The following is a 20694-nucleotide window of genomic DNA, read 5'->3' as shown; positions in this document are numbered from 1 at the left end:
GTGTGCGAGCGGGATCAGTTGTTGCCGGTGGGTGTGGGCGTGGGCGTCTGACCACCGGTGATGGTCGCGGATGCCTCGCCCGAGGGGCCGGCGGAACGGTCGGTTCCCGAGCAGCTCACGGTGTAGGTCACCCGCAGGGTCGACCCGGGCGAGTTGCTCACCAGCAGTTCGGCGTTGCGCTCGTCGGGCGAGAACGACGCGGTCGACGACCCGTTGGTGGCGAAGGTGCCCCCCGTGGCGGTGAAGTCGTAGGAGGTGACGGTCCCGGTGCCCGCGGGGCAGGTGTAGGCCTGCCACGAGACCTGGATGGTGCTGCCCGCGGTGACGGTGGCGGGAAGGGTCGGCGTGCCGGGCGTGCTGAGAGGCGTCTCTTCGCCGTACGTGGTCACCGTGATGTTCGTCCCGGCGGGGTTCCGACCGGTCGGGTCGACGACGTAGACCTTGCCGACCTGGTCGGCGCTGGTCGCCGCGTTGCCCGTGGCGCAGGTCGCGGCCAGGTCGTTGTCACGCAGGATCTCGCGGGCCTCGTCGCAGGTACGGCCCATCAGACCGAGGGAGTCGACGTCGACCAGGTTCTGTGACGGAGACGTCGACGGCGTGTTCGACGGCTGCGAGGGGGACGGGGCCGCCGACGTCGGGGCCGAGCTGGTGGGCGCGGGTTCCGGGTCGTTCTGGTTGGTCAGAAGCGCGGCGAGCGTGCCGCCGAGCACCAGCACGAGCAGGACGATCAGTGCGATGAGCGGCCAGGTGAGGCGACTGCGCTTCTTCTTCTGCGGCACCACCTCTTCGGTGTGCTCCTCGGTCAGCAACGACGTGGCCGCGGGCGTCGGCATGAGACGCGTCGCGGCACCGGTCTGCCCGGACGACAGGAGCTGCGTCACATCGTCGGCGACGGCGGCACCCGCGGCGATCGCGGGGACGGCGGCCGCGGCGGCGGTGAGGTCTCCCCGGCGCAGCGCCGTGGCGGCCCGCGAGACGGCGGCGGCCGACGCCGGTCGGTCGTCGGGCTTCTTCGCGATCATCGCCATCACGAGGTTCTGCACCGGAACCGCCACCGTGGGCGGCAGGGGCGCGGGCTGCTCGTTGATCTGCGCCATCGCGATCGCGACCTGCGACTCGCCCGTGAACGGACGCTTGCCGGCGAGGCACTCGTACGCGACGATGCCGAGCGAGTAGATGTCGGTCGCCGGCGATGCGGGGTGGCCCGACGCCTGCTCGGGCGAGAGGTACTGCACGGTGCCCATGACCTGGCCGGTGGCCGTCAGGGGCACCTGGTCGGCGATGCGCGCGATGCCGAAGTCGGTGATCTTCACGCGACCGTCGGGGGTGATCAGCAGGTTGCCGGGCTTGATGTCGCGGTGCACGAGACCGGCCGCGTGCGCAGCCTGGAGTGCCGCAGCGGTCTGAGCGACGATGTCGAGCGTTTTGTCGGTCGACAGGGACCCCTCGCGCTCGAGGATGGTCGACAGGGCCTCGCCCGGGACGAGCTCCATCACGAGGAAGGCGCTGCCGTCTTCCTCGCCGTAGTCGAAGACGCTGGCGATGCCCTCGTGGTTCACCAGGGCCGCGTGACGGGCCTCGGCGCGGAACCGCTCGAGGAACCCGGGGTCGCCCATGTATTCGTCTTTGAGGATCTTGATGGCGACGGTGCGTCCGATGACGTGGTCGGTCGCCTCCCACACCTCGCCCATACCGCCGATCGCAATACGCGAATCGAGCTCGTACCGTCCTCCGAAGGTCACTCCCTGCGTCGGTCTCATTTACCCAGCACCGCCTCCATGACCTTCTTCGCTATCGGGGCGGCGATATCGTTACCGCTCCCGCTCTGCCCCTGGCCCCCACCGTTCTCGACCACCACGGCAACGGCGACCTTGGGGTCGTCGGCCGGAGCAAAACCCGTGAACCAGAGCGTGAACGGACGGGACGACCCGTTCTCCGCGGTGCCGGTCTTCCCGGCGACCGCGACCCCTTCTATTCTTGCATTCGACGCTGCGCCGTCCTGGACGTTCGCCGTCATCATCGAAACCATCTCCGCCGCCAGATTCGCGTCGAGCGCTCGACCGAACTCGCTGTCGGAACGCTCGTCGGTCACCGACAGGTCGCTCTCGATGACCCGGTCGATCATCCGCGGGTTCATGACCACCCCGCCGTTGGCGATTCCGGCCGACACCATCGCCATCTGCAGGGGCGTCGCGGTCACCTGGCCCTGCCCGAAGCCGCTGAGCGCGGTCTGCGGGGCGTCCAGAGTGGACGGGTAGCTCGAGGCGGTCGAGACGAGCGGCATCTCGAACTGCTTGTTGAAGCCGTACTTCTCCGCCTCCGCGCGAATCGCGTCGTCACCGAGTTCGACGGCGAGCTCGGCCATCGGGATGTTGCAGCTCAACCGCAGTGCGGTCGCGATGGTGACGGTGTCGCCGGGCCCGCACGCGCCGCCCCCCGCGTTCTGCACGACGCTGCTGGACTGCGGAAGCGTGTACTGACTGACATTCGGGAAGGTCGAATCAGGCGTGTACCTGCCGGATGCCAACGCCGCCGACGCCACGACGAGCTTGAACGTCGATCCGGGCGGGTTGAGGTTGCCCGCGATGGCGCGGTTGTCCATCGGCTGCGACGGATCCGCCATGAGCTGGTTGTACGTTCCGTCGACGGTGTCCGTGTCGTGCGAGGCGAGGGCGTTCGTGTCGTAGCTCGGGGTGGAGACCATCGCGAGGATGCGTCCCGTCGACGGCTCCATGGCCACGACCGCGCCCTGCAGGCCGCCGAGGGCGTCCCACGCCGCCTTCTGCACGTTCGCGTCGAGCGACAGTTCGACGTTGGCGCCGCGCGGCGCCTGGCCGGTGATGGCCCGGTTGATACGGGAGAAGAACTCGTTCTCGCCCGAACCGCTGAGCACGGTGTTCTCCGCCGCCTCGATCTGGGTGCGCGAGTCGAGCACGGGGTTCACGTAGCCGGTCACGGGCGCCCACATCTGGGCGTCGGCGTACTGGCGCTGCCAGCTGTAGACGTCGTCGGAGGGGACGGATTGGGCGATGGGGCTGCCACTGGCGATGATCGAGCCGCGCTGGATCTCGTACGAGTCGTACAGCGCGCGGGTGTTGCCCGGCGAATTGGTGAGGTTCCCCGCCTGGGCGACCTGGATGACGCTGGTCGAGGCGAACAGCGCGAGGAACATCGCCAGCATGACGACGCTGAGGCGTCGGAGCTCTTTGGTCACGGTGCCTCCTCCGGTCGGGGAGCGCTGAGGGGCGCGGTCGTGGTCGTCATCAACCGATCACCACCCGGGGGCGGCTGCGCACGGCATCCGAGATCCGGAGGAGGAACGCCACGATGATCCAGTTCGCCACGAGCGACGAACCGCCGGCGGCGAGGAACGGCGTGGTCAGGCCGGTCAGCGGGATCACCCGGGTCACTCCGCCGACCATGATGAACACCTGCAGGGCGATGGTGAACGAGAAGCCCGTGGCCAGGAGCTTGCCGAAGTCGTCCTGACCGGCCAGACCGATCCGGATGCCGCGGCTCGCGAACACCATGTACAGCGCGAGGATCGCGAACAGTCCGACCAGGCCCAGTTCTTCTCCGAGGCTCGGCACGATGTAGTCGCTCTGCGACAGGGGCGTGATGTACGGCCGGCCCTGCCCGAGTCCCGTGCCGAACAGTCCGCCGTGCGACAGGCCGAAGATGCCCTGCACGAGCTGGTAGCTCCCGCCGTCCCGGTTCACGATCTCGGGGTTGAAGGCGTCGAGCCAGTTGGCGAAGCGTCCGTTGACGTAGGGCAAGACACGGGATGCCAGGAAGGCGCCGGTCGCGGCGAGGATGACACCGATCAGTACCCAGCTCGTCTTGCCGGTGGCGACGTAGAGCATCGCGACGAACATGCCGAAGATGAGCAGGCCCGTGCCGAGGTCGCGCTGGAGCACGATGATGCCGAGGGACACGAGCCAGATGATCAGCAGCGGGCCGAGCTCGCGCGCACGCGGCCAGGTCATGAAGAGGAAGCGCGTTCCGGTCGAGGTGAGGCTCTCGCGGGTGCGCACCAGGTAGCCCGCGAAGAAGATCGCGAGGCAGATCTTCGCGAGCTCACCCGGCTGGAACGACACGAAGCCCAGCGACACCCACACGTCGGCGTTCTGCTCGGTCCCCAGACCCGGGACGAACGGCAGTAGGAGCAGCAGGATGCCGATGAGGCCCGACAGGTAGGTGTACCGGAAGAGCACGCGGTAGTTGCGCACGAAGAGGACGACGGCGAGGGCCGCGACCAGAGCGATGGCCGCCCACGCGATCTGGCGGTTGGAGGTGGCATCCCAGCCCTCCAGGCGTACCGCGAGGTCGATCCGGTAGATCATCGCGATCCCGATCCCCGTGAGCACCGTGGCGATCGGGAGGACGAAGGGGTCGGCGTCACGGGCGCGCAGACGCAGCACCACGTGCAGGATCAGCGCGAGGACCGCCGGGACGCTGGCGAGCGTGAGGAAGCCGGATTCGACCGTGCCGTTCACTCCCAGCTGGACGAGCACGAGAGCGGCGCCGTAGACGACGATCGCGAAGAGCAGGAGCCCGAGTTCGCGGTTGCGTTGCGTGGCGGGGACGCGGATCTTCTTCAGCGCGCGCATGACGGCCGTGTCGGTGGACACGGCGTTGTCGCGGGTCAGCTTCTGATCGGTCATCCGCCGGCCTCCTCGCTCGGGCGCAGTCGATCGACGATGAGCTCGGCGTCCGAGAGGGAGCGCGCGGAGATGGTGGCTTCCACCGTCTGCCGGTCGAAGTCGGAGAGGTCGGCGAGCACGATGTTCGTGTCTTCGTACACCGACGACAGCGAGATCGGCCCGATCGACTGCTGGATGCCGCGATAGATGACGACGGAGTTCTCGTCGGCGCCGACGTAGTACCGGGTCTGCGTCCAGTTGTAGCCGGCGAAGAGGGCCAGGCCGATGCCGGCGAGCACCAGTACCAGCGCCGCCAGCCAGCCGAGGCGTCGACGGCGGGCTCGCCGGCGGTCTTCTTCGATCAGCTCCTCGAGGAACTCGGCCGCGGGTTCGAAGTGCGTGGGCTCGTTCGCCGCCTGACGCACCGGGTGCAGCCAGTTGGAGCGTGCCGGGCGGCCGGCGGGGACCACCACACCGCTCGGGTTGAGGGCCGAGCCCACGATGGTCGGGGTGCCGATGAACACGGGATGCTGACCACCGACGTCGACGATCACGACGGTGACGTTGTCGGGTGCCCCTCCGTCGAGCGCTTGCTTCAGGAGGGCGTCGGCGGTGCGGGCGGGCGGCATCCCGAGCGCGAGCGTGCGGTCGGTGTGCGTGTCGTCGACGACGCCGGAGAGCCCGTCCGAGCACAGCAGCCATCGATCGCCGTCCTGCGTCGGCATGATGAACGTGTCGATCTCGGGATCGGGATCCATGTCGCCGAGCACGCGCATGAGCACCGAGCGTCGCGGGTGGTACCGCGCCTCTTCGGGGGTGATGCGTCCGGAGTCGACCAGGCGCTGCACGAACGTGTGGTCGGTGGTGATCTGGGTGAGCTCGCCGTCGCGGTAGAGGTAGATGCGCGAGTCGCCGATGTGCCCGATGACGGCGTAGTCGTCGACCATGATCAGCGCGCTGACCGTCGTGCCCATACCGGCGAGCTCGGGGCGGCGGGCGACGGTGTCGATGAGCTCCGCCGCGGTGTCGGAGAGCGCGTCGCGGAGGGCCTGCTCGGCCTCTGCGGGGGTCGAGAACGGCTGGTCCAGCTCGGTCATGCGGTGGATCGCGAGGCTCGACGCGACATCACCGCCCGCGTGACCGCCCATGCCGTCGGCGACCACGAAGAGATTCGAGCCGGAGTAGCCCGAATCCTGATTGTTGGAGCGCACCTTGCCCGTGTGGGAGATGGCGGCGCTCGAGCCCTGAAAGACCATGGAGGAGGGTTACTTCCTCAGCTCGAAGGTCGTCGCGCCCACCTTGATGGGGGCGCCGACCTTCACCTGCACCGGGGATGCCACGCGCACCCCGTCGTGCGTGGTGCCGTTGGTGGAGTCGAGGTCTTGCAGCATCCACTGGTTACCCCACAGCACGAGGCGCGCGTGGTGGCTGGAGGTGTAGTCGTCGCGGACGACGAGGCCCGACTCGCTCGATCGCCCGATCGTGAGGGGCTCCGTGCCGAGGGGGAGTTCGAGCCCCACCTTCGGCCCGCTCGTGATGACGATGCGCGACACCGTGTCGGTGGTCGCGAGACCACCGGCGGGCGCGGCTGCCGGAGCGGCCGGACGCTTGACCTGCGTCGTCACGGCGTCGGGCGAGGCGACCGGTGCGGGAGTGGCCGGAGCGGATGCCGCGGGCTCGGGCAACTTGCGCACCTTGACGCCGAACAGGTCGGCGCGCAGGGAGTAGACCACCCCGAAGACGAAGAACCACAGGAGGACGAGGAAGCCGCCCTGCAGAAGCAGAAGAGTCAACGGACTCATGACAGGGGCCCCCGCTCCCGAACGTCGAAGATGCGCGTGGCGTCGGATGCCGCCGCTCGTCGCGCCGGCTGCGCCGTGGCCACCACACGGAACACGATCGTGGTGCGACCGATGGAGATGGTCGAATCGGGCGGTAGGGCGGCTTCTGACACCTTACGGCCGTTGAGTGTCGTGCCGTTGGTCGAGCCGAGGTCGCGGACCATGGCGCGCTCGCCGTCCCAGAGGATCTCGACGTGCTTGCGGCTGGTGCCGGCGTCGGGGATCGTGATGTCGGCGTCGCTGCCGCGCCCGATGACCGTGCGGGCACGGGTGAGTTCGTGCCGCGTGCCGTCGATGTCGACGACCCCGCGCCACGAGACCTGGCCTTCGCTGGTCTGCGAGTCGACGCGGAGGGTTCCGGTCGACAGGGAGTCGTCGCGTTCGATCGAGATGACGAGGGGGCCCGCGAACGAGTAGCCCTGCGTGCTCGCGTGCTTCTTCACGAGCGTGGTGAGCTCGGTCACGAGGGTCGACCCCAGGGCGCTCATCTTCTCGTCGTCGGCGGGCGAGAGGCGCACCGCGAACGTGTTGGGCGCGAGGATGCGGTCGCGGGTGACCACGACGGCCTTCTTGTCGAGCTCGCTGCGCAGAGCCGACGCGATCTCCACCGGCTGGATGCCGCTGCGGAAGGTCTTCGCGAACGCACCATTGACGGCGCGTTCGAGACCCTTCTCGAAACTGTCGAGTAGTCCCACGAGACTCCTTCGGGCAGGCAGACCAGTAGCCACATCGTAGTCAGGGCGGCTGAGCAGGTCATGGATGCGGCTCTCGGGGGGCGCGTTTCGCCGGTCCGACGCCGCCGTGATATTCTCGGGAAGTTGGTCGCGTGGCATCTTGGATGCCGCGCACGCGCGAGTGGCGGAATAGGTAGACGCGCTGGCTTCAGGTGCCAGTGCCTTCACGGGCGTGGGGGTTCAAGTCCCCCCTCGCGCACACATGAGAAAGACCCCCGGGTTCATCCCGGGGGTCTTTCTCATGTGTGCGCGAGGGGGAGGGCTTGGAACTTGTCCGGGGTTGGGCCCACGCCGCCGGAGACTCCGCGCGCCGCGTCAGCCCGGAGGGGCCAGGAGGAACACGAACCAGGCCAGGAGCGTCGGGCCGAACGTCACGATCAGCGTCACGACGGCGATGAGGAAGCCGCCGAGGCCGAGCCACACACCGCGCAGCTGCGGGTCGGCTTTCAGAGCGCGGCGGGAAGCGAGGGCGACACTGATCGCGGCGACCGCGAGCACAGCCGCCGCCGGCCACCAGGACGACGTCAGTGCGGCCCCGACCCCCAGCATGAACGCCGCGATCGCCTTGCCGTCGATCGGCCGAGTGCGTGCCGTCGTGGCATCCATGATCCGCCTCCCCCTCAGCGTTTCACCCCGAGCGTAGCGACCGCCGCGTCAGACGCGCTTGCATCCAGACCACGAGCAGCACCACCGCGGCACCGGCCAGGGCGAGCAACAGGGTGGTGGCGACCTCTCCCGACGGGGCGACGGCGAGGCCGGCGTCGTCTTGCCAGGGCCAGAGCGCGCGGAGCGAACCGAGCATCAGCCCGGTCATCAGGGCGAGCATGCCCGCGTGGAATCGAGCCAGGAGGACGCGCAGCACATTGACGAAGAGGCTGAGCCCGATCACGGCGCCGATCGCGAACGCGAGGATGTACGGCACATCGCGTTCGTTCAGGGCGACCAGCGTGGTCTCGTACAGACCGAACACCAGGAGTAGGAACGCCCCTGACAGCCCCGGGAGCACGAGAGCACAGACGGCCACCGACGCCGCGAGCGCGACGACGACGAGCGACGGGTCGTCGACGGAACTCGACGGCAGACCCGTCACGACGAAGGCCGCCCCCGCGGCGACCGCGGCGACGAGGCCGAGTCGCCACGTCCACTCGCGCCCCAGCAGTCGGATCGGGATGAGGAGGGATGCCGCGATCATGCCGCCGAACACCGCGCGCGTCTCGCTCGGGAACTGCTGGACCAGGGGAGCGAGGATGCGCGCGCCGAGAACGACCGCGACGACCATCCCGATGAGCACGGGTGCCACCACCCGCCAGCGCACGGCGCGGAAGTGGCGGGTGCTGCGCGTCAGCCCGCGCCCGCGCACGAGGTCGGTCAGGGCGACCGTGCCGCGCACGACGTGGCTGGCCGCGTCGATGAGAGTGGCGTAGACGCCGACGATCAACGCGACCGTGCCGCCGCTCACCCCCGGGATGACTTCCACCGCCCCGATCAGCGCACCGCGCACCACATCGACAGCGGGGCGGAGGGGCGAACGTCGGTCGGCAAGGGTGTCGGCCATTCGATCCACGCTAAGCGACGGGCAGTCGGGCGACAAACCCGCGCCGTATGGCCGGGACCCGGTGAAGCGCGGCCGCGGATTCGTGTTCCGTCCCCGGGGTCGCTTATCGAGCCTTCCTGAACCAGACGAATGCCCGCTGCGCAACCCACCTGGCCGTCGGACATTCTGGGAGGAAGCTGAGTGTACGAGATACCGCGTTCGCGCGGTTTCGGTTCACACTCGCACGTAAGGACACGTCATGGGATTCTTCGGATTTCTTCTCCTCGGCCTCATCGCCGGCGCTATCGCCAAGCTGATCCTGCCCGGCAAGCAGGGTGGAGGCTGGCTCGTCACGCTCCTCCTCGGCGTCGTCGGTGCCCTGCTGGGCGGCTTCCTCGGCAGTGTCCTGTTCAACGCCCCGCTGGAGGACTTCTTCTCCATCCAGACGTGGCTGCTGGCCATCGGCGGCTCGATCATCGTGCTGCTGATCTACGGCTTCATCGTCGGTCGCCGCACCGCGCGCTGACCACACCCGAAGGCCCGGGGCGGGGGAACCGCGCCTCGGGCCTTCGTCGTGTACGCCCTTCACCGGGGCACCCTGTTTACTGGGACGGATGCCGACCCCTCGACGTGCCGCGTTCCCGATCACGCTCGTCGCGGGCGGTGCACTCGCCGTGCTCGCGGTCTGGCCGCAGGTCGTCGGTGCGCAGAGGCTGCAGGTCGTCGCCCAGCTGATCCCGTTCCGCGGCATCCTGGCTCTCGTGTTCGCCGCTCTGGCGGTGGTCGCGGTGGTCGTCGCCGTCCTGCGGCGTCGGTGGGGTGTCGCCGCCGGTCTCGCGATCGCGCTCGCCGCGGCATCGCTCGGCAACGGCGCGGTTCTTCTGGCGCGCGGGGGTGGCTCGCCGGCCGCGGAGGGTGATCTCGTCGTGGTGGCCTGGAACGCCTACGGCGGTGGCGCGTCGTCCGAGAGCATCGCCCGACTCGTGCGGGAGACGGGTGCCGACGTCGTCAGCCTCCCCGAGACCGACGACGTCGCGGCCGCGGAGGTCGTCGGCATCCTCGCCCGGGAGGGGATCGACATGTCGGCGGCGACGCTCGATGCGGCGCCCGGCGACGATCCGGTGCCCACGACGCTCCTCACCGCGACCGCGTTGGGACCATACGTCCTCGACGCGTCGGCCGGCTCGACGCCCGGGGTGCCCAGCGGTGTCTTCCGGCCCCAGGACGGCAGCGGACCGACGATCGTCGCCGCGCACCCGCTGCCGCCGTTGCCGCTCATCATGTCGGAGTGGACCGAGGGGATGGACTGGGTGGCCGCGCAGTGCGCGAGTCCCGATGTCATCCTCGCGGGAGACCTCAACTCCACGCTCGACCACCTCGCGGGGCTCGGCCGGGGGGACGGGACGGTCGGGGAGTGCCGGGATGCCGCGGCAGAGGCGGGCGCGGCCGCGATCGGAACCTGGCCCGTCCGTCTGCCGACGGGGTTGGCCGCGCCGATCGATCACGTGCTCGTCGGGTCGGCCTGGGAGGTGCGCGGCTTCGAGGTGCGGACCGATTTCGACGGGGCGGGCAGCGACCACAGGCCGATCGTCGCCACCCTCTCGCGGCGCTGACCTTTACGCGGCCGTCGGCACCCGCTTAGGTTGGGCGTCATGTCGGAGAAGCGCAGAGAAGAAGAGGCGTACGCCCTCGCCGCCCAGCAGGCCGCCGCGGCGGAGGAGGACAGCACCACGGACGACACGTCGGTCGACGCTGACGAGACGCTCGAAGAGAGCGAAGAGCCGAACTAGGCGGCGCTGTCGACGCGGCGGTTGTGCCCGACCACGGAAGCGACGTACGGCAGGAACAGGAGCAGCGCGCCCCCGACGCCCGCGAACACGGAGGCCGCCCATGCCGGGAGAGCCAGCGCGGTCCACGGCACCAGGCCGATGCCGAGCACGAGGAGGCCCGCACCGAACGCGCGCGCCGCGACCGCGCGGCCCGGTGCCTTGCGCGGGTTCACCCAGAACGAGAAGCGCTCGCCGCGGTAGGCGCGAAGGGTCAGGACGATCGACCACCACCACAATCCACCGCCGGCGAGAACGAGAGCGACGGCCAGGACGATCCACGATGACGTCATCTCACCCATCCGAACACGGATGTCCAGATCGGTCAACGATCCAGGAGCGTCGTCACTCCAGGGTCGGAGGCAGCACGTAGACGATGTCGGCTTCGTCGCGTGTGTGCTCGACGAAGCCCAGGGCGGCGAGCACGGAATGGGAGGGATCGTCGTCGGCCGCGACGCAGGCGTAGAGCGGTCGCTCGGGTTCCAGCACGGTCAGAAGGCGGAGGGCTTCGGTCGCCACATCGTCGTCTGCACCGGGGGTGAGGGCGAGCAGGATCTCGCGGTCGCCGTCGACGTCGAGCGCGGCCGCCATGCCGACCACATCGTCATCGGCGAACACGGTGCGCGCCGTCACGCGGTCTTCGTCGACCCAGGCATCGAAGGCCGCGCGGTTGCCGAGCGCGGCACGGGGCCAGGAGGAGGCACTGTCACGGACGGCGGCGAAGACGGCATCCCTGTCATCGTCGTTCAGCTCGCGCAGGTCGATGTGGGCCATGGCGCCACGGTACTGCGCGGGACGGCGCGCGATCCTCAGCTTGCGCGGTCAGGCAAAACCGTGCAGGGCGAGGAAGGTCCACGTCGCACCGTTGGCGTCGCGCTCGCGGAGCTGGGTGCGGAGGTGGGTGAACAGGGGCGTCCGCGTGTCATCTGCGACGCTCTGCCACCCCTCGAGGTTGCGGCGCAGAACCAGATCGGTCTGCTCGAGGGTCCTCTGGAAGGCGACGTTGTGCGAGCACCGCACGGCGAGGGCGTACAACGCCAGGACGGCATCGACGTAGTCGCGAGACGACGCGGCGTCACGCATGGCATCCACATGGTGAAGAGCAGTGTCGAGCTCGTCGGGGGTGCAGCGCGGGAGGGCGACGCGCAGGGCGGACGCGATGTTGTGGGCGGCGTACTCGCGCATGTCGTGACGTGCACGGTCCGTCAGGGCGGAGACACGCGTGTAGCGATTGGCCGCGACCTCGACGAGACCGATGCGTTCGAGTTTCTGCAGGGCCTCTCGCACGGGGGTTCGCGAGATGCCCATGTGAGCCGCCAATTCGACGTCGCGGAGGCGATCTCCCGGCCTCAGACGCCCGTCGACGATCGCCTCGCCGAGGGCCGCATAGGCTTCGTCGACGAGGGCGAACCGGGACCGTGGAGCGCTCATCACGCGGAGTTTACGTCGCGCGAGTATCACAGACTCCGACTTTGCGTTACATATTCACAGCTTTCGTGTCGCGCAGAGGCCATCCGCGGCTGTAATGTCATCTCGTCACGCCTCGCGTGACATATCCGGGGGGATCCGTCGACGCCCGGGCTTCGAGCTCTGCTCAGCCCGGGCGTCGTATGGGCTTCAGGCGAATTGCCATTTCTTTCCCCGTCTTTCGGAACGTGCAACATTTGTGTCACGGGTTTGCGCCCCGTTCTTGCGAGGGCATTACTTTGGGGGCAAGTCCGGTGCGCTCGGCGCCGGCTCAAGCGGAAAACGGCATGTCGATGAGCACGCAGGGCACGGTCAAATGGTTCAACGCGGAGAAGGGCTTCGGCTTCATCGCCCCCGATGACGGCGGTCAGGACGTCTTCGCGCACTACAGCGCGATCCAGTCGGGCGGGTATCGCTCGCTCGAAGAGAACCAGCGCGTCGAGTTCGAGATCGCGCAGGGCCCGAAGGGCCTGCAGGCCGAGGACATCCGGCCCCTCTGACATCGGGTCCGCTTCGCCGGACTCACCCGGTCGGGCGGGACGACATCGGTTCCCGCCCGGTCACTCCTCGTGTCGGACGAGGTCGACGCCGGCGGCGGCGAACTGTCTGATGGTCGCGTGCGGCAGGAACGCGCGCGTAAGCGCCGTGCCGATCCGCGTGAGGTCGGCCTCGTCGCGATAGAGCAGGTACATCGTCTCGTAGCGCGGCTGGAACTTCTGCTTGAAGCGGTGCAGGGATGCGAAGCCGTACACGGGCTCGAGCATCGTGGCCATACGCTTCTGCAGATCGGCGATGGGGCCGGCATCCGGAGCGTACTCGTGGGCGAGCGGCGCGCCCGAAAGCGACATCACGTCGGCGCCTTCGGCGGAGAACTGCAGCGCCGACGACCCGATCAAGAACTCCATCACGGGACCGAAGCCGCCGTCGCGCCGTCGCATCAGGTCGAGGGTCCAGCCGCGCACGCGCCCCTCGCCGTAGACCGGAAGCCACGACAGGAAGCCGTCGACGTCACCGGCTGGTGAGATCGCGAGCGCCACACGCACCTCCGGATCAGCTGCCTCGTGCAGGGTGCCGAGGGTGAACCCCATCTCGGGCAGCCCTTTCTCGCCGACCCAGCTGTCGGAGATCGCGCGCAGCTGCTGGCGGACGCCCCAGGTCTCGTCGGCGAGGTGAGACAAGCGGAAGGTCATGCCCTCGCGCTCGGCGCGGTTCAGCGACGTGCGTACGGCGCCCCACGCTTTCCCGGTGAACTTCAGTCCGGGCAGGTCGACGATCGTGTCATCGGCGACGACGATGCTCCGCCAGTCGTCGGGAACGGCCGCGAGCGTCTGCGAACCTGCGCTGAAGAAGCAGGGCGCGAGCCCGGCCGCCTCGGCGCGGTCGATGAACGATCGCACGGTGTCGGCTCGAACGGACTCCGGACCGAGAGCGTCGCCGAGGGCGAGAGCGACGCCGGAGCGCCGTTGGAAGGCCACGATCCCGCGACCGAACCGTGCGTATGACATTCCCTCCCACGTGGTCATCCAGGAGAGGGTGCCGCCGCCCGATCGCCGCAGTTCGTCTTTGACGTCATCGACGCTCGGGGCGGGCGCGTCGCCCAGGGCTGCCTTCGGGCGAGCACGGAACGCGGCACGCACGAGCACGAGATAGACGAACGCGACTGTCCACAGCAGTGACGACGCGAGGGTGATCGTGAGGTCCGCGCCGAGGAACGCCTCGACGCCCGGGGCGCCGCTGAGCAGCACGAGCACGGCGAGGAGCAGCACGATGGCGGCGTTGAGCGCGGCGTAGGCGACGAGGATGACCCAGGCCCACCGGCGGCCTCGTCGGATGCCCGTGGCGACCACGAGCACGAGCACGGTGTTGACGGCGACGTCGACCCACGATCCCGACACCGGTTCGGACGTGCCGAAGGGGCCGGTCGTCGGACTCAGGTATGTGAGGATCTCGATCACGCCGAGCGCGCCCACGACGACGAAGGCGATGAGGCGCTGTTCCCGCACCGACACGCGCTGTGGACGCAGAGACCGATCGACCACCAGCACGAAGGCCACGGCGAACGCGTGCTCGAGGTCGGGCAGCGTTCCCCAATAGATCAGCGTCACCGACAGCGCTGCCACGAGCAGGGTCCACGCGCGCAGACGCCACGGCGAGGGGAGCAGGGAGATGGCCGCGGCGATGCACGCGACGACTCCGCCGGAGGGACCGACATCGAGAACATCCGCCTGCTGTTGCGCCCACGGCCAGGGCAGGAACGCCGCGGCCCAGAGGAACAGAGCCGAGGCGAGCACGGAGACGAGCTGACCGGCGGCGAAGTACCCCGCCGCCACGCGGGAGCAGCGACGCGTCTCGAGGTACGCCATGCCGGTGAGTCCGATGAGGATCGGCGCATACACCCAGGGCGCGTCGATGAAGAACGTGCCGGTGATCGGAGTCCACCACCGCCCCTCCTGCAGCGCCGGCAGACCGTACGCGACCGACGGGAAGATCTCCGAGGAAGAGAAGGGGGTCCAGAGACCCGCCGCGACGACACCGACCACGAGCAGGAGCCCCGCGACCGCGAGCGTGGCCGGCACGCGACGCATCACCTGGAGCACGTGACGGGCTGCGGTGTTCTCCCCCATGCCGCTCACGATAGGGCACCGGGGCCCGTGCCCGTCAGCGCTCGGAAGCTGCCCGCCACGCCGCGCGGGCGTTCGCGAGGGCCTGACCCGCATCGGTCGCCGTGCGGGCTGCGGCGAGCTCGCGGCGTGCGCCGTCGAGATGCAGGCGCGCGTCGATCGACGGATCGTCGTGGCGCGCATCCGCGGTGGCGAGAGCGGCCCGCGCGCATGCGAGTGTTCCCGGGAGCGCGGCGCGCGCGGCTTCGAGGCGTCGTCGCGGGCTGGGCGCATCGCCCAACACCTCGTCACGCACCTCACGGACGCGAGCCACCGTCTCGATCGCGGCGCGCGGCCGGCGGGCCGTCTCCGCCGCGGCCACCTCGAGGTCGGCGGCGGCGGCGCGCAGTCGCGCAGCGGCATCGGGAGCGCACTCGGTGGGGCGCGCGGCGGCCAGCTCGACGGCCGCGGCGAGCTCCTCGCGGGCGGCCGCGACCTCGCTTTCGGCGTTCTCGGCGGCCTGCAGGGCGACGCGGTGGGCGTCTTCCACCCCGCGAAGATGACGCGCGGTGCGGCGCACGGCATCCGTCGCGGTGTACACGAGACGGTCGACCTCGGTCGGGTCGGTGGCCGCGCGGGCCGCGTCGAGGGCGACATCGGCCTCGGTCAGCGCCTCATCGGCGGCCCGAGCGGCGTCAGCCGCCTCGCCCCAGTCGTCGTCGGCGAAGCGCTCTCGCAGGGCGGCGATCAGGGGAGCGGGGTCGCCCGCCGTACGGACGACCTCATCGCGTCGGGCGCGTGCCGCTTCCACCCGCTCGGCGGGCGTGCCGTGGGCGCGCGTCCACGCAACGAGATCGGCTCGCGTGACATCGATGCGCGCCCGGTGCTCGTCGAGTTGCGCGCGGAGGTTCTCGGCCTCGAGACGGCGTCGCGCGGGGATCTCCGTCGACGTCGTCAGTGCCGCGAGGTCCGCGAAGCCACGGTCGCGCGCACGGAGGGCCGCCGCGCGCGCCCGGCGCAGGCCGTTCGTCGACTCGGCGTCGATCTGGGCACCGGATGCCTCGAACGCGATGTCGAGCTCGGCGGCGGCGTCGTCGAGGCGCAGGAGTGCCTCCGCGGCGGCGACGCGGGCGGCCTCAGCGGCCGCGCGGGCGCGGGGAGACCGCCGACGGGCGCGGACGACGATCACGACGACCGCGATCACGAGGAGGGCTCCCACGATGGCCAGCACCGTGGGGACCGCCCACGTGACGTCAGACACCGGCGACGACGCTCTCGGTGCCGTCGGCGACGTCGTCCGCGACGAGCAGAAGGGCGCGCAACTGGTCGACGTCATCGACCGCGGCCTGTGCGCCGTCGGCCTCGTAGGGCCAACTGAACCCCCAGCGCACGAAGACCACCGGCACCTCGGCATCCTGTCCACCCTCGACGTCGTGATGCCGATCGCCGATGAGGACGGGACGAGAGGTGTCGACACCGGTGGCTTCGAGGCGGCGGAGCGCCTCGCGCACGATGTCGGACTTGGCGCTGAGGCTGCGTTCGTCGAGAGAGGCGCCCACGATGGCCTCGAGGTCTGGTGCGAGACCGAAGTGGTCCATCAGTGCCACGACCTGCACCTCGGGCTTCGAGCTCGCGGTGGACTGGGGGACCCCGGCGGCGTGGAGGTCGTGCACGAGGTCGGCGACGCCGGGATACAGCTTCGCGCTGACCGTGTAGCCCTCGCTCTTGTTCAAGCCCCGGTAGAACGCGACGGCTTCGGTCGACTGCTCGGCGGTCATGCCGACGTTGACCTGGAACGACTCGAACATCGGCGGACCGATCCAGCGCGAGAGCTCGCCGCGTGTCGGGGGAGTGCGCCCGAAGTGCTCGAGGGTGATGGTCAGCCGGCGGAGGATCCCTTCGGACGCGTCGACGAGCGTGCCGTCGACATCCCACAGGACACAGGAGAAGGGGGAGCGCACGGGCATACGTCCACGCTACCGGCGGGATCGGACGCGAGCGTCAGGGCGCGACCGTCACCCGCGGGAGCGAGGACGCGCTGAGCTGTCCGGTCAGGTCGCGCCGAAGCCGTCGAAAGACCACCGCGGCGCGCTCTCGGAGGGTGGGGGAGAGAACAACGCGGTGAATTCGTTGTTCACGCCGTCTTCCCAGAAGGTCAAGGCCACGCGCCCCGGTGAGACCGCGATCGCGGCGAGGTGAGAAGGAGGACGGGGCACGAGGTCGACGAGGCTGTCCAGATCGGCGAGTGCCTTCTCGGCGAGCGGCACGATCTCGGCGTCGATCGAGGCCCGATCGTGGCCGCTCACCCACACGCCCACCTCGCGATCCTCGCCGGGGAAGAGGTCGCAGCCGTACTCGACGATGCCGTCTGCTTCCCCCTCCCAGCGCAGGTCGCTGCGCCGGAACGCGGCGAGGTACTCACTCACGGGTCGTGGCCGTCAGAACAGGCGCGGAGCCCCGGAATCGATGCCCTTCATCTCGTCGTAGTCGAGGGTGAGGCACCGGATGCCGCGGTCTGTGGCGAGCACGCGGGCCTGGGGTTTGATCTCCTGGGCGGCGTACACGCCGATGACCGGCGCGAGCAGGGGGTCGCGGTTGAGCAGCTCGAGGTAGCGGGTGAGCTGCTCCACGCCGTCGATGTCGCCGCGGCGTTTGACCTCGATGGCGACCGTGCCGCCGTTGTCGTCGCGCAGCAGCAGGTCGACCGGACCGATCGCGGTGGGGTACTCGCGGCGGACGAGCGTCAGACCTTCACCGACGACCGACACCTGCTCCGCGAGCAGGCGCTGCAGGTCGGCTTCGACGCCGTCCTTGATGAGACCCGGATCGACACCCAGGTCATGGGCGGTGTCGTGGATCACCTCGTGGATGCGGACGAGAAGGGCATCGCCGGTCTTGGCGTGCGTGACCCGCCAGCGCTCGACGACGCCGTCTTCGACGTCGGCTTCGTCGGGATCCTCGAGGACGAGGCTGCAGGGCGGGCTCATCCAGTTCAGCGGCTTGTAAGAGCCGCCATCGGAATGCACGAGCAGCGAGCCGTCACCCTTGTGCACGAGCAGACGGGTGGCGAGGGGAAGATGCGCGTTGAGACGGCCGGTGTAATCGACGGAGCAACGGGCGATGACGAGACGCACCCGACGAGCCTAATCGCCCCGCGGTCGCGCCGCGGGGCTGTTCGGAATCGTTCGGAAATACCGTTCGGGCCGATTCCGAGCGGGCGGAATCTCTAGCGTGACGAGCACGTGGGCCCGATCCTGGGGCCTCGACTCCAAGGATGCCCATGTCGCTCTTCTCGGGACTCGCGCGCGCCGGCGCCGCGGTCGGCCTCGGCGTCACCGCCGTTCTCGTGGCAGGGATCGTCACCACCGCTCCCGCGACCGCCTCCGCCGAGACCCCGGCTCCCACGCCGGCGTCCAGCCCCGCGCCCACGGCTCTCGGCCCCACGCCGTCGGGGCCGACGGCATCCGTCCCTCCGGTGACGACCACCTCGCCCGCCCCGACACCGTCGGCCACGGCCTCCTCGGCGCCGGCTCCGCTCCCGACCCCGGTCGAGACGGCCCCGGTCCCGACATCACCGGTTGAGACGGGCGATTCGGCGGCGGCGAAGACCGTCACGATCAGCGGTCGGGTGATCTTCGACACGCGCACCACGGCCGCGCAGCGGTCGGCGGTCGTCGTCTCCGCGACTCCCGCCGGTGGCGTGCCCGTCCCGGATGCCAAGGTGCAGTACGACCCGAAGGCGGGAACGTTCCGCATTTCGAATGTCCCGGGCGCGAAGTACACGCTCTTCAGCCGGATGGAGCTGCCGGACGGATGGTTCGCCCCCACCCCGTACGAGATCGCCGTCGACGCGACGGCCAAGAGCGTCTCGGGCATCACGATCGATTACAGCGTGGCGCGCGGGGGCCTCGCGACCGAGCTGCTCATGTTCGATGAGACGGTCGACATGCGCCGTCTGCGTGTCGTGGCGACGGATGTCTCCACGAAGGCCGAGACGGACCTCTCCCTCATCGGGGGCGGACTCGGAGGGGTCTACAACGAGACCGTCCGTCCCGCGGGGACGAAGGTGACCGTACGCGCGCAGTACACCGACGGTCGGGTCGTCTACTACGACGGGACGGCGAAGGGGACGAGCGACCCCGCCCGCGCGGCAACCGTCTCCATCGGCGTGTGGTCGTTCACGCGTCTGACTTTCGATTGGGCCGCGGCCGCGGCCCCGAAGCTCGCCTCGTCGACGCCGACCATCTCGGGTACCGCCCGGGTCGGACGCGCGTTGACGGTCAAAACGGGGGCATGGGCGAGAGGCGCGACGCTGAGCTATCAGTGGTCCGCCGACGGCGCGGCGGTACGGGGGGCTACCGCCGCGTCGTTCACCCCGAGCGCTGCACTGAAGGGCAAGACCATCACCGTCACGGTGACGGGAAAGCTCGCGGGCTACACCTCGGTGTCCAGGACGTCGAAGCCCACGGCGGCGGTGGCCGTCGGCATCCTGACCTCTCCCGTTCCCACGATCCGTGGCACCGCCCGTATCGGCACGCCGCTCACGGCGATCCCCGGAACCTGGACGAACGGGTCGACCCTGAGGTATCAGTGGTTCGCGAACGGGACGAAGATCGGTGGGGCGACCTCGGCGTCGTTCACCCCGACCGCCGCTCAGCGCGGCGCGAAGATCACCGTCGCGGTCACGGGAGCGAAGACCGGGTACACGTCCAAGACCGTGACGTCGACGCCGACGGCCGCGGTGGTCCGTTAGCCGCGTGGCGCCTTCTCGGGCTCCGCGTCGGCCGTGACGAGCGGCTTCGCGGCCCCCGAGAAGAGCCCGGATGCCACGATCAACCCGACCACGATGAACAGCGTCGGCAGCAGACCGATGTGGTCGCCGATCCAGCCCAGGATCGGAGGACCGCACAGGAAGGCGACGTACCCGATCGTGGCCGCTGCGGCGACGCGGGACGCCGCCTTCGCAGGGTCGTCGGCCGCCGCCGACATGCCGATCGGGAAGCCGAGTGAGGCGCCGAGACCCCAGAGGGCCGCGCCGATGAAGACGAGCGGTCCGAACGGCGCGACGATGAAGAGCAGGAGTCCGGCCGCGGCCGTCGCTGCCAGCACACGCAGCACCACGACTCGACCGAGGCGATCGACCACCGGCCCTCCGGCGAGGCGACCGACCGTCATCGCCACGGAGAAGACGGCCAGCACCGCGGGCCCCGCCTCCTCGGGGGCACCGTGGCCGTACACGACGGCCGACGGAAGCCAGTCGTTCGCGCTGCCCTCGGCGAAGGCCATACCGAGCATGATGACGCCGAGCGTGTAGGTGCGCGGCTCCCGCCACGCCTGCAGCGAGGTGGCCAGACGCTCGCGCCAGTGCGCGCGCTCCTCGGCCGCGGGCGCGTCCATCGCGGCCTCGCGCGCGGGGAGGTTGGCGACGGAGACGAAGGCGACCACGAGGATCACGATGCCCATCGCGACGCAGTGCGCGAGAACGGGGATCCCCATGCTCACCGCGACGAATCCGAGGCCGGCTCCGATGACGGTGCCGAAGCTGAAGAACGCGTGCAGCAGGGGGAGGATCGTGCGGCCCGTCGTCTTCTCGAGGGCCGCTCCCTCGACGTTCATCATCACGTCGACCGCGCCGTTGCCGAAGCCGAACAGCGCGAGACCCACGAGGGCGACGCCGAACAGCTGCAGCCCGTCGGTGCCGAAGCCGATCACGGCGAGACCGATGCCGACCAACACGAGCGCGACCAGGATGCCGGTGCGGGCGCCGACGCGAGCGAGGACGGCGGGGGCCACGGAGAGACCGATGATGGATGCCACGCCCATACCGAGCAGCAGCAGGCCCACGCCGGAGTTCTCGATGCCGAGCGACTCGCGGATCGCCGGGACCCGCGATGCCCAGGTCGAGATGCTCAGGCCGCTCGCGAGGAAGATCGCACAGATCGCGATGTGCCAGCGCACGAGCTGCGAGCGCGTCAAGGTGGTGTCCATGTCTGCCACCCTAACGAATCGATTCGACGTGAATCGAATCGATTCGGAAACAGCGCGCGAC

The 20694-nt window shown here is 69.8% G+C and carries 22 protein-coding genes and 1 tRNA gene; 6 read left to right on the top strand and 17 right to left on the bottom strand.

Annotation, left to right across the window (positions count from 1 at the left end; genetic code table 11):
- Positions 1-14 precede the first annotated feature (14 nt).
- From PIR02_05470 to PIR02_05445, 6 genes are read right to left on the bottom strand one after another with little or no spacing between them, the layout of a single operon-like run.
- Positions 15-1760, bottom strand: a complete 1746-nt coding sequence (locus tag PIR02_05470; GenBank protein WZH38117.1) for a serine/threonine-protein kinase — start codon at positions 1758-1760, stop codon at positions 15-17.
- Positions 1757-3214, bottom strand: coding sequence for a penicillin-binding protein 2 (locus PIR02_05465; GenBank protein ID WZH38116.1), 1458 nt, complete (start codon positions 3212-3214; stop codon positions 1757-1759). The genes PIR02_05470 and PIR02_05465 overlap by 4 nt, the downstream gene beginning before the upstream one ends.
- A 49-nt stretch (positions 3215-3263) precedes the next feature.
- Positions 3264-4664: an FtsW/RodA/SpoVE family cell cycle protein gene (locus PIR02_05460; GenBank protein WZH38115.1), complete on the bottom strand. Its 1401-nt coding sequence runs from the start codon at positions 4662-4664 to the stop codon at positions 3264-3266.
- The gene (locus PIR02_05455; GenBank protein WZH38114.1) at positions 4661-5899 is read right to left on the bottom strand and encodes a protein phosphatase 2C domain-containing protein; all 1239 of its coding nucleotides are present in this window, start codon (positions 5897-5899) and stop codon (positions 4661-4663) included. Before PIR02_05455 ends, PIR02_05460 begins: the two co-directional genes overlap by 4 nt.
- Before the next feature lie 9 nt (positions 5900-5908).
- On the bottom strand, positions 5909-6445 hold the full coding sequence (locus PIR02_05450; protein WZH38113.1) for an FHA domain-containing protein: 537 nt from the start codon (positions 6443-6445) through the stop codon (positions 5909-5911).
- Positions 6442-7179, bottom strand: coding sequence for a DUF3662 and FHA domain-containing protein (locus tag PIR02_05445; GenBank protein ID WZH38112.1), 738 nt, complete (start codon positions 7177-7179; stop codon positions 6442-6444). The genes PIR02_05450 and PIR02_05445 overlap by 4 nt, the downstream gene beginning before the upstream one ends.
- Positions 7180-7333: 154 nt before the next feature.
- On the opposite strand from PIR02_05445, the gene PIR02_05440 reads away from it, so the two are divergent.
- A tRNA-Leu gene (locus PIR02_05440) sits at positions 7334-7417 on the top strand.
- Positions 7418-7533: 116 nt separating this feature from the next.
- On the opposite strand, the gene PIR02_05435 is transcribed toward PIR02_05440, so the two are convergent.
- Both PIR02_05435 and PIR02_05430 read right to left on the bottom strand, forming a co-directional pair.
- On the bottom strand, positions 7534-7824 hold the full coding sequence (locus tag PIR02_05435; protein WZH38111.1) for a hypothetical protein: 291 nt from the start codon (positions 7822-7824) through the stop codon (positions 7534-7536).
- Positions 7825-7846: 22 nt separating this feature from the next.
- The gene (locus tag PIR02_05430; protein WZH38110.1) at positions 7847-8773 is read right to left on the bottom strand and encodes a DUF368 domain-containing protein; all 927 of its coding nucleotides are present in this window, start codon (positions 8771-8773) and stop codon (positions 7847-7849) included.
- Between the two features lie 238 nt (positions 8774-9011).
- Here PIR02_05430 and PIR02_05425 point away from each other — a divergent pair, with 238 nt between their 5' ends.
- From PIR02_05425 to PIR02_05415, 3 genes are all read left to right on the top strand, one after another.
- Complete coding sequence (locus PIR02_05425; protein WZH38109.1) at positions 9012-9278, top strand: GlsB/YeaQ/YmgE family stress response membrane protein; 267 nt, start codon at positions 9012-9014, stop codon at positions 9276-9278.
- An 88-nt stretch (positions 9279-9366) separates the two neighbouring features.
- Positions 9367-10365, top strand: a complete 999-nt coding sequence (locus tag PIR02_05420) for an endonuclease/exonuclease/phosphatase family protein (GenBank protein ID WZH38108.1) — start codon at positions 9367-9369, stop codon at positions 10363-10365.
- Positions 10366-10404: 39 nt separating this feature from the next.
- Positions 10405-10542 carry a hypothetical protein gene (locus tag PIR02_05415; GenBank protein WZH38107.1) on the top strand — a complete coding sequence of 46 codons (138 nt, stop codon included), beginning with the start codon at positions 10405-10407 and terminating at the stop codon, positions 10540-10542.
- Here PIR02_05415 and PIR02_05410 read toward each other — a convergent pair.
- From PIR02_05410 to PIR02_05400, 3 genes are read right to left on the bottom strand one after another with little or no spacing between them, the layout of a single operon-like run.
- Positions 10539-10871, bottom strand: coding sequence for a hypothetical protein (locus PIR02_05410; GenBank protein WZH38106.1), 333 nt, complete (start codon positions 10869-10871; stop codon positions 10539-10541). The two genes, PIR02_05415 and PIR02_05410, sit on opposite strands and share 4 nt — an antisense overlap.
- A gap of 52 nt (positions 10872-10923) precedes the next feature.
- Positions 10924-11352, bottom strand: a complete 429-nt coding sequence (locus PIR02_05405; GenBank protein ID WZH38105.1) for a GNAT family N-acetyltransferase — start codon at positions 11350-11352, stop codon at positions 10924-10926.
- 48 nt (positions 11353-11400) lie between these two features.
- Positions 11401-12009 (bottom strand): GntR family transcriptional regulator, encoded by a 609-nt coding sequence (locus tag PIR02_05400; GenBank protein WZH38104.1) that lies wholly within the window; start codon positions 12007-12009, stop codon positions 11401-11403.
- A gap of 329 nt (positions 12010-12338) precedes the next feature.
- Between PIR02_05400 and PIR02_05395 the strand changes: the two genes are divergently transcribed.
- Positions 12339-12545: a cold-shock protein gene (locus PIR02_05395; GenBank protein WZH39081.1), complete on the top strand. Its 207-nt coding sequence runs from the start codon at positions 12339-12341 to the stop codon at positions 12543-12545.
- Positions 12546-12605: 60 nt separating this feature from the next.
- Here the strand turns inward: PIR02_05395 and PIR02_05390 are convergent, their stop codons facing one another.
- From PIR02_05390 to nucS, 5 genes are all read right to left on the bottom strand, one after another.
- Positions 12606-14669 carry a DUF2156 domain-containing protein gene (locus PIR02_05390; protein WZH38103.1) on the bottom strand — a complete coding sequence of 688 codons (2064 nt, stop codon included), beginning with the start codon at positions 14667-14669 and terminating at the stop codon, positions 12606-12608.
- A gap of 34 nt (positions 14670-14703) precedes the next feature.
- Positions 14704-15906 carry a hypothetical protein gene (locus PIR02_05385; protein WZH38102.1) on the bottom strand — a complete coding sequence of 401 codons (1203 nt, stop codon included), beginning with the start codon at positions 15904-15906 and terminating at the stop codon, positions 14704-14706.
- Positions 15899-16612 carry an HAD hydrolase-like protein gene (locus PIR02_05380; protein ID WZH38101.1) on the bottom strand — a complete coding sequence of 238 codons (714 nt, stop codon included), beginning with the start codon at positions 16610-16612 and terminating at the stop codon, positions 15899-15901. The genes PIR02_05385 and PIR02_05380 overlap by 8 nt, the downstream gene beginning before the upstream one ends.
- Before the next feature lie 84 nt (positions 16613-16696).
- Positions 16697-17071: a hypothetical protein gene (locus tag PIR02_05375; protein ID WZH38100.1), complete on the bottom strand. Its 375-nt coding sequence runs from the start codon at positions 17069-17071 to the stop codon at positions 16697-16699.
- Positions 17072-17083: 12 nt separating this feature from the next.
- A complete protein-coding gene (nucS, locus tag PIR02_05370; GenBank protein ID WZH38099.1) occupies positions 17084-17779 on the bottom strand; it encodes an endonuclease NucS in 696 nt (231 codons plus the stop codon).
- A gap of 140 nt (positions 17780-17919) precedes the next feature.
- Here nucS and PIR02_05365 point away from each other — a divergent pair, with 140 nt between their 5' ends.
- Positions 17920-19398, top strand: coding sequence for a hypothetical protein (locus PIR02_05365; protein ID WZH38098.1), 1479 nt, complete (start codon positions 17920-17922; stop codon positions 19396-19398).
- On the opposite strand, the gene PIR02_05360 is transcribed toward PIR02_05365, so the two are convergent.
- Positions 19395-20633 (bottom strand): MFS transporter, encoded by a 1239-nt coding sequence (locus tag PIR02_05360; GenBank protein WZH38097.1) that lies wholly within the window; start codon positions 20631-20633, stop codon positions 19395-19397. The genes PIR02_05365 and PIR02_05360 overlap by 4 nt on opposite strands.
- Positions 20634-20694: the final 61 nt, after the last annotated feature.

This window comes from Microbacterium enclense (assembly GCA_038182865.1).
Taxonomy (GTDB): Bacteria; Actinomycetota; Actinomycetes; order Actinomycetales; family Microbacteriaceae; genus Microbacterium; species Microbacterium enclense_B.
Note: the sequence above shows the minus strand (reverse complement) of the source record. Positions and strands in the feature narration are given on the sequence as shown.